The following is a 13,501-nucleotide window of genomic DNA, read 5'->3' on the forward strand; positions in this document are numbered from 1 at the left end:
TGGATGGCAGCATGAACATGGCGCCGATGCCGGATGCCTATGGCCGTCTGCTGACCTATCTGCGCGTATCGGTTACCGACCGGTGCGATATGCGCTGCATATACTGCATGGCGGAAGACATGACCTTCCTGCCCAAAGCTGAAATCCTGTCCTTTACGGAACTGGAACGCCTGTGCGGCGCATTTATCCGCCATGGCGTACGCAGGCTGCGGATAACGGGGGGCGAGCCGCTGGTCCGACGGGATGTGATGTCCTTTTTCCGCGCCATGGGGGGATGGCTGAACCGTCCTGATGGGCAGGCGGGACTGGACGAACTGACGCTTACGACCAATGCAAGCCGACTTGCAGACTATGCTGACGAACTTCGGGCCTGTGGGGTCCGTCGTATCAATGTCAGCCTCGATTCCCTTGATCCCGGGCGCTTCGCCCGCATAACACGACGGGGCAACCTGACACGCACGCTCGAAGGTATCCGGGCCGCGCGTGAAGCGGGCCTTGCCATACGCATCAATACGGTTGCGATGGCGGGACTGAACGAAGATGAATTCGATACGCTGATCGCATGGTGTGGTGAAATCGGGGCCGATCTGTGCCTGATCGAAACCATGCCAATGGGTGAGACCGGGGACGACCGGACCGACCGTTATCTGCCCCTGCTGGATGTCAGGCGCGATCTGGCCCAACGATGGACGCTGGAGCCGGTCGGCTTCCGCACCGGCGGCCCCGCCCGCTATGCCCGCATTGCCGAGACCGGGCGCAGGATCGGCTTCATAACACCCATGACCCATAATTTCTGTGAAAGCTGCAACCGGGTCAGGCTGTCCTGCACCGGCAGGCTGTATACCTGCCTGGGCCATGAAGGATCGACCGACCTGCGTGCGCCCCTACGCGAGGGGGCGGATGATTCGGCAATGATGGACCACGTCCGTGCCGCCATCCTGCGCAAGCCGCGCGGCCATGATTTCCTGATCGGGCGTAGCGCGGATGACCCGGCGCGCGTCACACGCCACATGAGTGTGACGGGCGGCTGAAAGCGGTCTGTCATGCTAGGGGCTGTCGCGCAGGGCATCTTCCAGAGGGGTCGTGAACTGTCCCGGCCGCAGGGGTTGCGGCTGCGTGGGAGCAGGGGCCCAGCCCGTCATGACCGCAATATGCAGGTCCTGCGCGATACTTCCGTCATCGTCACGGGGCAGACGCCCCAGCGCATCGGCCAGCAGGGCAGCAGGCGTGACCTTGCGCGTGCGCTGGCACAGGGCATTTGTCTCGCCAGCGTGCCTCAGATCCGTGATCAGACCCACCGGGGTCTGGTAAGACAGATGGATCACATCCAGATCCGCCACCGGCAGGGCAAATCCCGCGCGTTGCAACAGTCCGGCACAGTCCCGCAGCCCGGGGAAGGGTGCTACCCGTGGCGAAACCCCACCCTGATACGCGGTTTCGGCTTCCATCAACGCATGGCGCAGCCCGGCCAGCGTAGGCAGGACGGGCATGCAGGCCAGAAACAGCCCATCGGGCACCAGTATATTACGGACCTGTGCCAGCAGTCCCGGCAGGTCATTGACCCAGTGCAGCGACAGGCAGGCCACCACCAGATCAAAACTGGCAGGAGCAAAGGGCAGCCACTCGTCATCCATGCACACCGCAGGACCGCCATCGCGCGCGCACATGCGCGGCGACAGGTCTCCCGCAACCGTGGCGATACCCCGCCCACGCAGCAGGGGGGCCATAACACCCCGTCCACCAATATCCAGCGCCGTGCCGAAGGAGCGGGTGACATCATCCAGCCGGTCCAGAAGGCGCCCGGCCGCTTCCTCCAGCACGGGCCGGACATGATCGACCTGATCCGCCGCACGGTCCCGGTGCAGGCGCACGATACGACGGTCAAATATCTGTGGCACATCCATGCTCATCCCCCCGATGTGCCCCTGCGCATCCGGCCTGCCAACCCCACGATCGCGTGAAGACGTGACGCAACCCAAATCCCCGCACTGGTGGCGAAGGGCCGGAACGCAGGTGCTGGATATCCTGTTCCCGCCGCACTGTCTGGGCTGCGGTGTCACGGTCATGCAGGCGGGCCATCTCTGCGGGGCCTGCGTGGCACAACTGCACCTGATAACCGCGCCATACTGCGTCCGTTGCGCGCTGCCATTCACATCCCGCGCGGCAGGCGGCCCTGCCATGACCTGCGCATCATGTGAAGAAAACCCGCCACCGTGGCAGGCGGGCAGAGCAGCCATGGTTTATGATGACATGCCACGGCGACTGATTCTGCCCCTAAAATATGCTGACCGGACGGAAAACGCACAACTGCTGGCACGTTACATGACGACAGCGGCTGCGGATCTGATCTATGCGGACAGTATGCTCGTGCCCGTTCCGCTACATCGGCGGCGGCTGTTTACGCGCCGGTATAATCAGGCCGCGCTGCTGGCGCGTGCGCTGGGCCGCATGACCGGTGCGCAGACGCTGGTGGACGGCCTGATCCGCACGCGCGCAACCCGCCCGCTGGGTGGACAGGGGCGCATCCAGCGCCAGAGGCTGATGCAGGGGGCCATCAGCGTGCGCCCCACCCGACGGGAGGCCATCACGGGGCGCCACATCATCGTGGTGGACGACGTGATGACCACGGGGGCCACGCTTGCCGCCTGCGCCAGCAGCCTGCTGGCCGCGGGCGCCGGACGGGTGGATGTCATCGCCGCCGCGCGTGCCTGTGGCCAGCATGAACAACAATAGGATAAGCTGGTTTCAACAGTCTGCCGCAGATCGTCCCGGTGGACAGACCAACAGCCAAGTGAAGGTTCAATGCCTGCTATCGACATCTACACCCAGCCCGGCTGCCCCTATTGCATCCGCGCCGTCCGCCTGCTGACGCAGAAGGGCGTGTCCTTCAATGAAATCAACGCCCCGCATGGCACGCCGGAACGGGCAGATTCCATCCGGCGTTCAGGTGGCCGTACCACCGTGCCCCAGATCTTTGTCGACAATGCTCCCATTGGCGGCTGTGATGACCTGATGGCGCTGGAACGGGCAGGCAAACTCGACGCCGTGCTGGCCACGGACTGACATCCACGCGGAGAGGGTATGATCCGGTATCAGCTACGCTGTAGCGCGGGACACGAATTCGAAGGGTGGTTTCCCGGCAGCAGCGCATTCGAGCGTCAGGCCGAAAGCGGGCTGCTGTCCTGCCCGCAATGCGGCGTGACACAGGTGGAACGTGCGCTCATGGCCCCGGCTGTCCACACGGGCGGCGGCATGCCCGCGCCGGTGGAACAGGAAGCCGCACCGCCCGCCACGCCACCCGGCCATGCGTCTGCGGGAGTGCCCGACGCCATGATCGCTCTGTTACAGAAAATGCGTGAGACGATTGAGGAACATTGCGAAGACGTGGGCGACCGCTTTGCCGAGGAAGCCCTGAGCATGCATCGGGGCGAAAGCGAAGCCCGGAGCATTTATGGCAACATGACAGCACACGAACGCGCCGAACTGGATGAGGAAGGCGTGGACGTTCAATTGATTCCGTGGGTCCGCCGGGCCGATAGCTAAAGGGAACACGCAGGCACGGACGGCACCACAGGCCGCCCGTTGGCATGCCATGTCGGGGAGCGATTTGAAATGCACGACACTAACAAGGACAATGGCGCACGCAGCAGCATGACGGGCATTGTGCACCGTCTGGCCGCCACCGCCGCGACCACGCTATCCGCCATGGCGATTGCAGTGACCATGCAGGGCGCACCCGCCGCCCGCGCTGACAGTCCGGCCGCCGAGCCGGACGTGGTGGGCCACTGGATGACCCGGGACCACGATGGCGTGTTTGAAATCGGCCATTGCGGGCAGAAACTGTGCGGGCGGCTGGTCGGCCTGCGCTATACGACCGAAATGCCCCGTGACAAACGCGGGCAGCCTGAATGCAACCTGCCGATGCTGGACGGGTTTACACCGGATCGGGACGAGCAGGGACACTGGAACGGCCATGTAACCGATCCCGATACGGGACATGTCTACCATGCCAAGCTGTGGGTTTCACAGTCAGGTGACCTGAAGCTGCGCGGCTTCGTGGCGGTGCCGTTATTTGGTGAAACCGAAACATGGAGCCGCTATACCGGTACCATTGGCCCTGCCTGCAAGCTGCCCTAGACCGGGGGCAAAACCATTTCCAACTGATTGGGATCGCCTTTTTTCCATGAGCTGCAACATTTCCCGCCGCGCCTTCGCCTCCACGCTGGTCGCCGCCGCGGGCGCGCCCGCCCTGTCCCGGCGCGCCATGGCCGATGCCCCGGCCAAACCCCGGATCATCTGTTATATCGGCGGCTATACCCAGCACGGTCCGCCGGGGGGCGCAGGCAACGGGCAGGGCATTTCCGTATTTGAAATGAACCCCGATACCAGCAGCCTTTCGCCGCTCATGACCTATGTGGATATTGCCAGCCCATCCTTTCTGGTGCTGTCCGCCGATAACCGCCATCTGTACGCGCTCAGCGAAATCAATGATTTCAATGCGAATCAGGAAGGGTGCGTCACCGCCTTTTCCGTCAACCGCTCCAGCGGTGAACTGACCAAGCTCAACGTGGTGCGTTCAGGCGGTGCCGTGCCCGCACATCTCAGCATCCATGCCTCGGGCAAATATGTGATGGTGGCCAACTACATGGGTGGCACGGTGGGAATCCTGCCGATCCATCCCGATGGCAGTCTGGGCGACCCGACGGACGTGGTGCACAATACCGGCCCGCGCATGCCCGACCGGGCCAGCGACAACCCGCCGGGCAATTTTGCCATAAGCGACCATTCCTCGGCCCATGTGCATATGGTGGCGTCCGACCCGTCGGGCCGTTTCGTGCTGGCGTGCGATGCCGGTCTGGACCGGGTATATGTCTGGACACTGGACACCCATGCCGGTCGGCTTGTCCCTGCCAAGACGCCGTTCATCGCCATGACGCCGGGGTCCGCCCCGCGCCATTTCGCCTTCAATGAAAAAGGCACGATGATCTACATTCTGGGCGAACAGGATTCAAAAGTGGTGGCCGCCACCTTCAATCCCCAGACCGGCGAAATAGTCCCCCAGCAGACCGTCAGCACCGTAACCCCGCATTTCCGTGGCAGCACTCTGGCAGCAGGCATCCTGCTTTCGCCGCAGGGGCGTTACCTGTACGTCTCGAACCGGCTTGGTGATTCGCTGGCCAGTTTCCACGTCAATGACGACGGCACGCTCAACCTTGTGGATGAGATCTGGATGCATGCCGACTACGGGCGTTCGATGATGTTCGATCCCAGCGGCAATTTCCTGTTCTGCGCCAACCAGCGCAGCGATTCGGTCACGTCGTTCAAGGTGAATGCCCAGACCGGGGTACTGGACTTCACGTGGAACTTCACGCCCGTAGGCAGCCCGACCACATTCGCGTTCATGAACACGATCTGAAGCCGGGCCAATAATACCCTTGTGCGCGCCGTTCAGTCGCGCACAAGGGCCGCGATGTAGTTCACCGCCATGTCGCGGCTTTCCCGCCAGCCACCAAGGCCCGGTACCATGCCTGCAACATCGGTCACACGCAGGCCCGCGGCCGCTGCATACTGGCCCAGTTCGGCAGGCGTTATGAACTTGCGCCAGTCATGCGTACCCACGGGCAGCAGTCGCAGCACGTATTCCGCCCCGATCTTGGCCATGGCGAGGGAACGCCATGTCCGGTTCATGGTCGAAACCACCATGACCCCACCGGGACGCAGAAGGCCGCCAAGCATGCGCAGGAAGGCGGCAGGATCGGTTACGTGCTCGATCACCTCCAGCGCGGAAATGGCGTCATAACGGACATTTTCCGCCACCAGTTCTTCCGCGCTGCCACAGCGGTAGGCCAGCGGACCGGCGGAAGCGGGCAGGGGATGCTGGCGCAGGTGTAGCCTGCCTGCCGTTATCGCCGCCTGTGCGGCATCAATGCCGGTCACATCAAATCCGGCCCGCGCGAATGCCTCGCTGGCCAGTCCGGCGCCGCAGCCGATATCCAGCAGGGTGCGTCGGGCGCCCTGCGCATCTTCGGGTGCTACCAGATGGCGCAGGCTCCACTGGATGCGCAGGTCGTTCATGGCGTGCAGGGGGCGCATCGGGCCAGACGGGTCCCACCACCGGGCGGCCAGATCGCTGAAATGGGCGATCTCGTCCGGGGCGACCGAATCTGCCGACAGAACGGTCGAATCGTGATGCTGCATGGTTGCACCGCCTTTCATTTGGCTTTCTCCCGCTGGACGCGGAAGCTGGGGGGTTGTATGTGACGCGGCTTGCGCATAACCGCAATGCCCCGGATGGCCCGGCAGGGCCGCAATCCGGATAAGCTGATGCCTGAATGATGGAGCCGTTATCCCGATGTCCCCTACCGTACCGCGGATCGTGATGAAATTCGGCGGCACGTCCGTTGCTGATCTGGACCGGATTCGTGCCGTGGCGGAAAAAGTCCGGAAACAGGTGGAGGCGGGATGCGAGGTCGCTGTTGTCGTTTCCGCCATGTCAGGCGTGACCAACCGCCTTGTGGGCTACTGCCGCGATCTTTCCCCCACCCATGACGAACGCGAATACGACAGCGTTGTCGCAACGGGAGAACAGGTGACAAGCGGCCTTCTGGCCATTGCGCTGCAGAATCTGGGCATCAATGCCCGTTCATGGCTGGGCTGGCAGATCCCGCTGCGCACGGATGACGCGCACGCCAAGGCCCGCATCGTATCCATTGACGGCACGGCACTGATCGACAGCATGCGCGCAGGTCAGGTTCCGGTCGTGGCCGGTTTCCAGGGCATCGGACCGGACCAGCGGATCACGACTCTGGGCCGTGGCGGTTCTGATACGTCGGCCGTGGCGCTGGCGGCGGCACTGAAGGCGGATCGCTGCGATATCTACACGGATGTGGACGGAATCTATACAACCGACCCCCGTATTGTTACCAAGGCACGGAAGCTGCCAAGAATTACCTACGAAGAGATGCTCGAACTCGCTTCCGTAGGGGCGAAGGTGCTGCAGACCCGCAGTGTGGAACTGGCCATGAAGGAGCGCGTGCGTGTGCAGGTGCTGTCCAGCTTCACCGATGGTCCGGCACCAACGGAAGGGCATCTGCCCGGTTCATTAGTCGTGGATGAGGACGAAATCGTGGAACAGGAACAGGTCGCCGGAATTGCCTACTCCCGTGATGAGGCGAAGCTTTCCGTACGTCGGGTTCCCGACCGTCCGGGCATTGCCGCGGCGGTGTTCGGCCCGCTGGCGGACAGCAACGTGAACGTGGACATGATTGTCCAGAGCACGGGCGACGACGGCACCACCAACATGACCTTCACCGTCAGCAAGACCGACCTCGCACGCGCCATCGCGTCGCTTGAAAGCCATCGTGACACCATCCAGTACGGCGAACTGCAGACCGACGACGATGTGGTGAAGATCAGCGTGGTGGGTGTTGGCATGCGCTCGCATGCCGGTGTCGCCAGCACGATGTTCCGCACACTGGCCGAACGCAACATCAACGTTCAGGTCATCTCGACCAGCGAAATCAAGGTTTCCGTGCTGATTGCGTCCGAATATACCGAACTCGCGGTGCGCGCCCTGCACACCGCCTACGGTCTGGACGCGGCGTGAGCGCACCGGAAATGACAGCCCCCCACGCAGCCGATCCCACGAGCGATCCCGCCCGCCGGGCTGAAGCCCGCAGTCGGCTCGATCACCTGTGCGCACGGGGCACACGCTTTCTGGGCAGCGAATACGCGCTACTGGCCGGGGCCATGTCCTGGGTCAGCGAGCGCAACCTTGTCTCGGCCATTTCCAACGCCGGTGGCTTTGGCGTGCTGGCCTGCGGCGCGATGGAACCCGAACGTCTGGCCGAGGAAATCGCGGCAACGCAGGCGCTGACCAGCCGCCCCTTCGGCGTCAACCTCATCACCATGCACCCCCGGCTGGATGATCTTGTCCGCGTATGTCTTGATGCCGGTGTGAGCCATGTGGTGCTGGCCGGGGGCATCCCGTCCGGCCCGGTCATCCGCGCGATCAAGGAAGGCGGGGCGAAAGCCATCGGTTTTGCCCCGGCGCTGGTGCTGGCCAAACGTCTGATCCGCCTTGGCATTGACGCACTGGTGATCGAGGGATCGGAAGCTGGCGGCCATGTCGGCCCCGTATCGCTTACGGTTCTGGCGCAGGAAATCCTGCCCCATATCCACGACGTGCCGGTATTTGTCGCAGGTGGGCTGGGGCGGGGGGATGCGATCCTGTCCTATCTGGAACTGGGCGCGTCTGGCGCACAGCTTGGCACGCGTTTCGCCGCATCGCGCGAAAGCATCGCCCACGAGCGGTTCAAGAAAGCCTTCCTCCGCGCCAATGCACGTGACGCCGTAACATCCGTCCAGCTTGACGAACGCTTTCCGGTCATTCCGGTGCGCGGGCTGAGCAATGCAGGCACGCGCCGCTTCCTTGAGCACCAGGCCGAGACCCTGCGACGCTTTCAGGCCGGGGAACTGACCAAGGAAGCCGCCCAGCTTGATATCGAGCATTTCTGGGCCGGTTCCCTGCGCCGGGCCGTGATCGAAGGCGATGTCGAAAACGGTTCCGTCATGGCGGGGCAGTCGGTTGGCATGATCACGAGCGAGCAGCCGGTCAGTGAAATCATCAACGAACTGGTCGATCAGGCCATTGACGCCCTGATCCGGCAGGAGGAGAGGGCACGCCACGGATGAGCGACGGCAAGCGCGTTTCCCGCTCCAACCCTGCAACGCCCGCCCCACCGCCGGGTGCCGCACCAACGGCATCCGTGGGTGAGACGCTGCGCGCGCGACGCGAGGAACTGGGCTGGACCCTGCCTGATGTCGCGGCATGGCTGCGCATCCGCCTGTCTTATCTGGAGGCACTTGAGGCGGGGCGTCCGGGGGAACTGCCGGGCAGCGCCTATGCCGTTGGTTTCCTGCGCACCTATGCCAATGCGCTGGACCTGAAGAATACCGAACAGCTTGTCCAGCGCTTCAAGACTGAAAGCCGTGGCGCTTTCACCCGTCGCGCCGAACTGTCCTTTCCCGTCCCGCTGCCGGATCGGGGCCTTCCCACGGGTGTCCTGCTGTTATGCGGTATCGTCATTCTGGTCGGGGCCTATGTCGGGTGGTACCATTTCACCGGTTCGCAGGGTATCGACCATGATATCCGGGCCAAGCTGACACTGCCCGGACTGTCATCGGCCACCACCGCGTCGCCGCAGGTGGCGTCCGTCCTGCCACCGGCGGATGAACAGCCGGTTCCGCCGCCGCAGCCCCTTGCGCCGCAGGAACGCGAAGCCCTGACCGGCACGCCTGCCGCCCCACCGCCCGCACCGGCGGCCACACCTCCCGTACCGCTGGAAAAAATGGGGGAGGACCGCAACGCACTGGCGCAGCAGGCCACCACCCCGCAGGCACCGCCGCCACCCGCCGTGACAGACAGTGTGACATTGAACGCTTCCGCCGCGACATGGGTGCAGGTGCGCAAGCCGGGTGGGCCTGTGCTGTACGACCATGTGCTCCAGCCCGGTGAAACATGGCAGAGCCCCCAGGGCCAGAGCGGGCTGGAACTGACGGTCGGCAATGCGGGAGGGCTGACACTTTCCGCCGGTGGTGTTACAACGCAGCCGCTGGGGCGCAATGGTGAGGTCAGGCGCAATATACCGCTGAATCCCGCGGCAGTTGCCGATGGATCGGTTCTGGTTTCACAGCCTGTGCCTGCCGCGCAACCCGCCACAGGTACCACACCGGCTGGTACAACGGTAACGGGGAGTGGCAATTATCAGTCATCGCCTCTCCCGTCTCACGTTGATCCGGAGTAGAATGGTCTTCTACGGCATGGTCCCCTCCCGGTCGCCATGTCGAAAAACGGCATGTAAAAGATCCCCGGGCTATGCCGCGCCCCGCCATAGCGGGCCGGAATACAAACCGCCGCCTTATCTGGAGGGCACATAATGAGCAGCTATCGTCCTTATCAGCACATCGAACGCCGCAAGTCGCGGCAGATCCACGTCGGCAATGTGCCGGTGGGGGGGGATGCCCCCGTTTCGGTCCAGACGATGACCAATACACTGACCACCGATGCACAGGCCACGATCGCCCAGATCCGCCGGGCCGAACTGGCTGGTGTGGATATCGTGCGCGTGTCCTGCCCCGATGAGGAAAGCACGAAGGCGCTGGCCGAAATCGTGCGCGAGGTGAATGTTCCCATCGTCGCGGACATCCACTTCCACTACAAACGCGCCATCGAAGCGGCGAAGGCCGGGGCAGCGTGCCTGCGTATCAACCCGGGCAATATCGGCAGCGCCGAGCGCGTGCGTGAGGTGGTGAACGCCGCCAAGGACCATAACTGCTCCATCCGCATCGGCGTCAACGCCGGTTCGCTGGAAAAGCACCTGCTTGAAAAATATGGCGAGCCTAACCCCGAAGCACTGGTGGAAAGCGCGCTGGAACACGCCAAGATCCTTGAAGATCATGATTTCCATGAATTCAAGATCAGCGTGAAGGCGTCGGACGTGTTCATGGCGGTCGCGGCCTACCAGCAACTGGCCGATGTATGCGATCACCCGCTGCATATCGGCATTACCGAAGCGGGCAGCAAGCGCGCGGGCACCGTCAAGTCCTCCATCGGGCTGGGCAACCTTCTGTGGGCGGGTGTGGGCGACACCATGCGCGTCTCGCTCTCGGCCGAGCCGGAAGAAGAAGTGCTGGTCGGCTGGGATATCCTCAAGTCACTGGGCCTGCGCCACCGTGGCGTGAAGATCATTTCCTGCCCGTCCTGCGCGCGTCAGGGCTTCAACGTGATCCAGACCGTGCAGACGCTGGAAGACCGTCTGGCGCACATCAAGACGCCCATGACGCTGTCGATCATCGGCTGTGTGGTCAATGGCCCCGGTGAGGCGCTGATGACCGATATCGGCGTTACCGGCGGTGGCTCCGGTCGCCACATGGTCTATTCGGCAGGCAAGCAGGACCACACCATGCCTGCGGGCGACATGATCGAACATATCGTCGATCTGGTGGAAAAGAAGGTCGCTGCCCTTGAAGCGGCTGACGCCGCCAACACCCCGGCTGAGGAAATGGCACGCGAAGCCGCCATGTCCCCCGTGGAATGATGACCCGTGGCGCACCGTTACGGTGCGCCACACACCGGCCCTTAATACGGGCCGGTTACAGAACGCAGGATTTCGCCTAGTGAGCAGCATACAGCCCGTCCGTGGCACCCATGACCTGATTGGTGAGGACCACAGGCGCTTTACCCATGTTGTGGAGACCGCGCGTCGCATCGTCAGTCTTTACGGGTTTGATGAATGGGCGACTCCCATTTTCGAGGACACACGGGTCTTTTCCCGCTCATTGGGCGATACATCCGACGTCGTTTCCAAGGAGATGTACACGTTCGAGGACCGGGGCGGCGAATCGCTGACCCTGCGCCCCGAAGGCACCGCCGCCATCTGCCGCGCACTCGTCACCAACGGGCTGACGCAGTCCCTGCCGCAAAAGGTGTTCTACGCTGGGCCCATGTTCCGCTACGAACGCCCGCAGAAGGGACGTTACCGCCAGTTTCACCAGATTGGCGCCGAACTGCTCGGGGCCGCCGAACCGCTGGCGGATGCCGAAGTGATCGCCATGGGGCGCGACGTGCTGCGCGCGCTGGGTATCGAGAACGAGACCGTGCTCGAACTCAATACGCTGGGCGATACCGCCAGTCGTGATGCGTGGCGCACGGCCCTGATCGCGCATTTCAGCGCCCACCGCGCCGATCTCTCCGCCGACAGTCAGGCGCGGCTTGAACGCAATCCGCTGCGTATCCTTGACAGCAAGGATGAAAACGACCGCAGGCTGGTTGCCGATGCCCCCACCATTGCACAGTTCCTGACACCTGAAGCGCGGGAATTCTGGGATGACCTGCGCCGCACGCTTGATCTTATGGGCGTGCGCTTCAGGGAAAATCCCGGCATCGTCCGGGGGCTGGACTATTACGGGCATACCGCGTTCGAATTCGTCACCACCCGCCTTGGCGCACAGGGTACGGTGCTGGCCGGTGGGCGGTATGACGGTCTGGTCGCGGAAATGGGTGGGCCGAAAACACCCGCCATTGGCTGGGCTGGCGGCATCGAACGACTGTCGATGCTGCTTGACAGCACACCTGCCGAACCGCGTCCGGTCGCCATCATCCCGATGGGAGCGGACGCGCAGGGGGCGGCGATCACGGTATTGCAGGGCCTGCGGGCTGCCGGCATCCGGGCGGAAACATCATACCGCGGCAACATGAAGCGCAGGCTTGAACGGGCCAACCGCATGAAGGCCACCCATGCCATCCTGATTGGCGGCGATGAGATCGCGCGCGGCGTGGTACAGGCCAAGGATCTGGATAGCGGACAGCAGACCGAGGTGCCCATGGATGGCGTGGCGGCCTTCCTTCTGCCCGGAACACCCGGAAAGGCCTAACCGTGGCACAGTTTGACGACCGTCTGGACCGTATCGTTGCCCGCAGCGAGGAATTGCAGGCCATGCTGGCTGAAGGGCTGTCCGGTAACGATTTCAGTCAGGCATCGCGTGAATATGCCGAACTGGAACCCGTAGTGGCGCGCGTCAGCGCGCTACGGGCCGCGGAACAGGCGGAACAGGACGCCAGCCAGATGCTGGAAGACCCGGAAATGCGCGAACTGGCGCAGGCGGAACTGGATGGGCTGCGCGCGCAGATCCCCGACCTGCGCCACGCCATCCGTCTGGCCATGCTTCCGCGTGACGAAGCGGATGAACGCAGCGCCATTCTTGAAATCCGTCCTGCCGCGGGCGGCGATGAAGCCGGACTGTTCGCCGCCGAACTGTTTGGCGCGTACCAGCGCTATGCCGACCAGCGGGGATGGCGGTTTGAGATACTGGAATACGACCAGTCGGAACTGGGCGGCCTGCGCGAAGGGATTGCCAGCATCACCGGGCGCGGGGTGTTTGCGCGGCTGAAATACGAATCGGGCGTGCACCGTGTGCAGCGCGTCCCGGCTACCGAAAGCCAGGGACGCATCCATACCTCCACCGTGACCGTCGCCGTCCTGCCCGAAGCGGAAGAAGTGGACGTGCAGGTCAATGAAGGCGACCTGCGCATTGATGTCTACCGCGCATCCGGCGCGGGCGGCCAGCATGTCAACAAGACCGAAAGCGCCGTGCGCATTACCCACCTGCCCACCAATATCGTGGTGACGATGCAGGAGGAAAAAAGCCAGCACAAGAACCGCGCCAAGGCGATGAAGATCCTGCGCGCCCGCCTGTATGAACGCAGCCGGGCCGCCGCCCATGAAAGCCGCGCCGCCGACCGCCGCGCGCAGGTCGGCACAGGCGACCGTTCCGAACGCATACGCACCTATAATTTCCCGCAGGGTCGCGTGACCGACCACCGCATCGGTCTGACACTGTACAAGATCGACCGTGTGATGGCCGGGGATCTGGATGAGTTTGTGGACGCGCTGACACAGGAAGAACAGGCCGCCCTGCTTGCCGCGGACGAAGGTTAAGC

The 13,501-nt window shown here is 63.6% G+C and carries 14 protein-coding genes; 12 read left to right on the forward strand and 2 right to left on the reverse strand.

Annotated elements, in window-relative coordinates; translation table 11 throughout:
* Positions 1-11 precede the first annotated feature (11 nt).
* Positions 12-1,031, forward strand: coding sequence for a GTP 3',8-cyclase MoaA (gene moaA / locus KSAC_RS03370; protein WP_102324198.1), 1,020 nt, complete (start codon positions 12-14; stop codon positions 1,029-1,031).
* Between the two features lie 15 nt (positions 1,032-1,046).
* Here the strand turns inward: moaA and KSAC_RS03375 are convergent, their stop codons facing one another.
* Positions 1,047-1,910: a methyltransferase domain-containing protein gene (locus tag KSAC_RS03375; protein ID WP_132304215.1), complete on the reverse strand. Its 864-nt coding sequence runs from the start codon at positions 1,908-1,910 to the stop codon at positions 1,047-1,049.
* Between KSAC_RS03375 and KSAC_RS03380 the strand changes: the two genes are divergently transcribed.
* The 5 genes from KSAC_RS03380 to KSAC_RS03400 all read left to right on the forward strand — a co-directional run bounded on the left by KSAC_RS03380 (position 1,903) and on the right by KSAC_RS03400 (position 5,416).
* Positions 1,903-2,733 carry a ComF family protein gene (locus KSAC_RS03380; protein WP_243705293.1) on the forward strand — a complete coding sequence of 277 codons (831 nt, stop codon included), beginning with the start codon at positions 1,903-1,905 and terminating at the stop codon, positions 2,731-2,733. The genes KSAC_RS03375 and KSAC_RS03380 overlap by 8 nt on opposite strands.
* A gap of 69 nt (positions 2,734-2,802) precedes the next feature.
* On the forward strand, positions 2,803-3,063 hold the full coding sequence (gene grxC / locus KSAC_RS03385; RefSeq protein ID WP_102323584.1) for a glutaredoxin 3: 261 nt from the start codon (positions 2,803-2,805) through the stop codon (positions 3,061-3,063).
* An 18-nt stretch (positions 3,064-3,081) separates the two neighbouring features.
* Positions 3,082-3,543 carry a DUF1178 family protein gene (locus KSAC_RS03390; RefSeq protein ID WP_102323583.1) on the forward strand — a complete coding sequence of 154 codons (462 nt, stop codon included), beginning with the start codon at positions 3,082-3,084 and terminating at the stop codon, positions 3,541-3,543.
* A gap of 69 nt (positions 3,544-3,612) precedes the next feature.
* On the forward strand, positions 3,613-4,137 hold the full coding sequence (locus KSAC_RS03395) for a DUF2147 domain-containing protein (protein WP_102323582.1): 525 nt from the start codon (positions 3,613-3,615) through the stop codon (positions 4,135-4,137).
* Between the two features lie 46 nt (positions 4,138-4,183).
* A complete protein-coding gene (locus tag KSAC_RS03400; RefSeq protein WP_102323581.1) occupies positions 4,184-5,416 on the forward strand; it encodes a lactonase family protein in 1,233 nt (410 codons plus the stop codon).
* Positions 5,417-5,448: 32 nt separating this feature from the next.
* On the opposite strand, the gene ubiG is transcribed toward KSAC_RS03400, so the two are convergent.
* The gene (ubiG, locus tag KSAC_RS03405) at positions 5,449-6,198 is read right to left on the reverse strand and encodes a bifunctional 2-polyprenyl-6-hydroxyphenol methylase/3-demethylubiquinol 3-O-methyltransferase UbiG (RefSeq protein WP_132306086.1); all 750 of its coding nucleotides are present in this window, start codon (positions 6,196-6,198) and stop codon (positions 5,449-5,451) included.
* Positions 6,199-6,352: 154 nt separating this feature from the next.
* Here ubiG and KSAC_RS03410 point away from each other — a divergent pair, with 154 nt between their 5' ends.
* The 6 genes from KSAC_RS03410 (at position 6,353) to prfA (ending at position 13,499) form a co-directional block, all read left to right on the forward strand.
* Positions 6,353-7,606: an aspartate kinase gene (locus tag KSAC_RS03410; RefSeq protein WP_102323580.1), complete on the forward strand. Its 1,254-nt coding sequence runs from the start codon at positions 6,353-6,355 to the stop codon at positions 7,604-7,606.
* Between the two features lie 11 nt (positions 7,607-7,617).
* Positions 7,618-8,694 (forward strand): NAD(P)H-dependent flavin oxidoreductase, encoded by a 1,077-nt coding sequence (locus KSAC_RS03415; protein WP_132306088.1) that lies wholly within the window; start codon positions 7,618-7,620, stop codon positions 8,692-8,694.
* Positions 8,691-9,806 (forward strand): helix-turn-helix domain-containing protein, encoded by a 1,116-nt coding sequence (locus tag KSAC_RS03420; RefSeq protein ID WP_132304217.1) that lies wholly within the window; start codon positions 8,691-8,693, stop codon positions 9,804-9,806. The genes KSAC_RS03415 and KSAC_RS03420 overlap by 4 nt, the downstream gene beginning before the upstream one ends.
* A gap of 132 nt (positions 9,807-9,938) precedes the next feature.
* Positions 9,939-11,099 carry a flavodoxin-dependent (E)-4-hydroxy-3-methylbut-2-enyl-diphosphate synthase gene (gene ispG, locus KSAC_RS03425; protein WP_102323577.1) on the forward strand — a complete coding sequence of 387 codons (1,161 nt, stop codon included), beginning with the start codon at positions 9,939-9,941 and terminating at the stop codon, positions 11,097-11,099.
* A 79-nt stretch (positions 11,100-11,178) separates the two neighbouring features.
* Positions 11,179-12,435, forward strand: coding sequence for a histidine--tRNA ligase (gene hisS, locus KSAC_RS03430; protein ID WP_102323576.1), 1,257 nt, complete (start codon positions 11,179-11,181; stop codon positions 12,433-12,435).
* 2 nt (positions 12,436-12,437) lie between these two features.
* Complete coding sequence (gene prfA, locus KSAC_RS03435) at positions 12,438-13,499, forward strand: peptide chain release factor 1 (RefSeq protein ID WP_132304219.1); 1,062 nt, start codon at positions 12,438-12,440, stop codon at positions 13,497-13,499.
* Positions 13,500-13,501: the final 2 nt, after the last annotated feature.

The sequence above is a fragment of the Komagataeibacter saccharivorans genome, from assembly GCF_004348195.1.
Lineage (GTDB): Bacteria > Pseudomonadota > Alphaproteobacteria > Acetobacterales > Acetobacteraceae > Komagataeibacter > Komagataeibacter saccharivorans.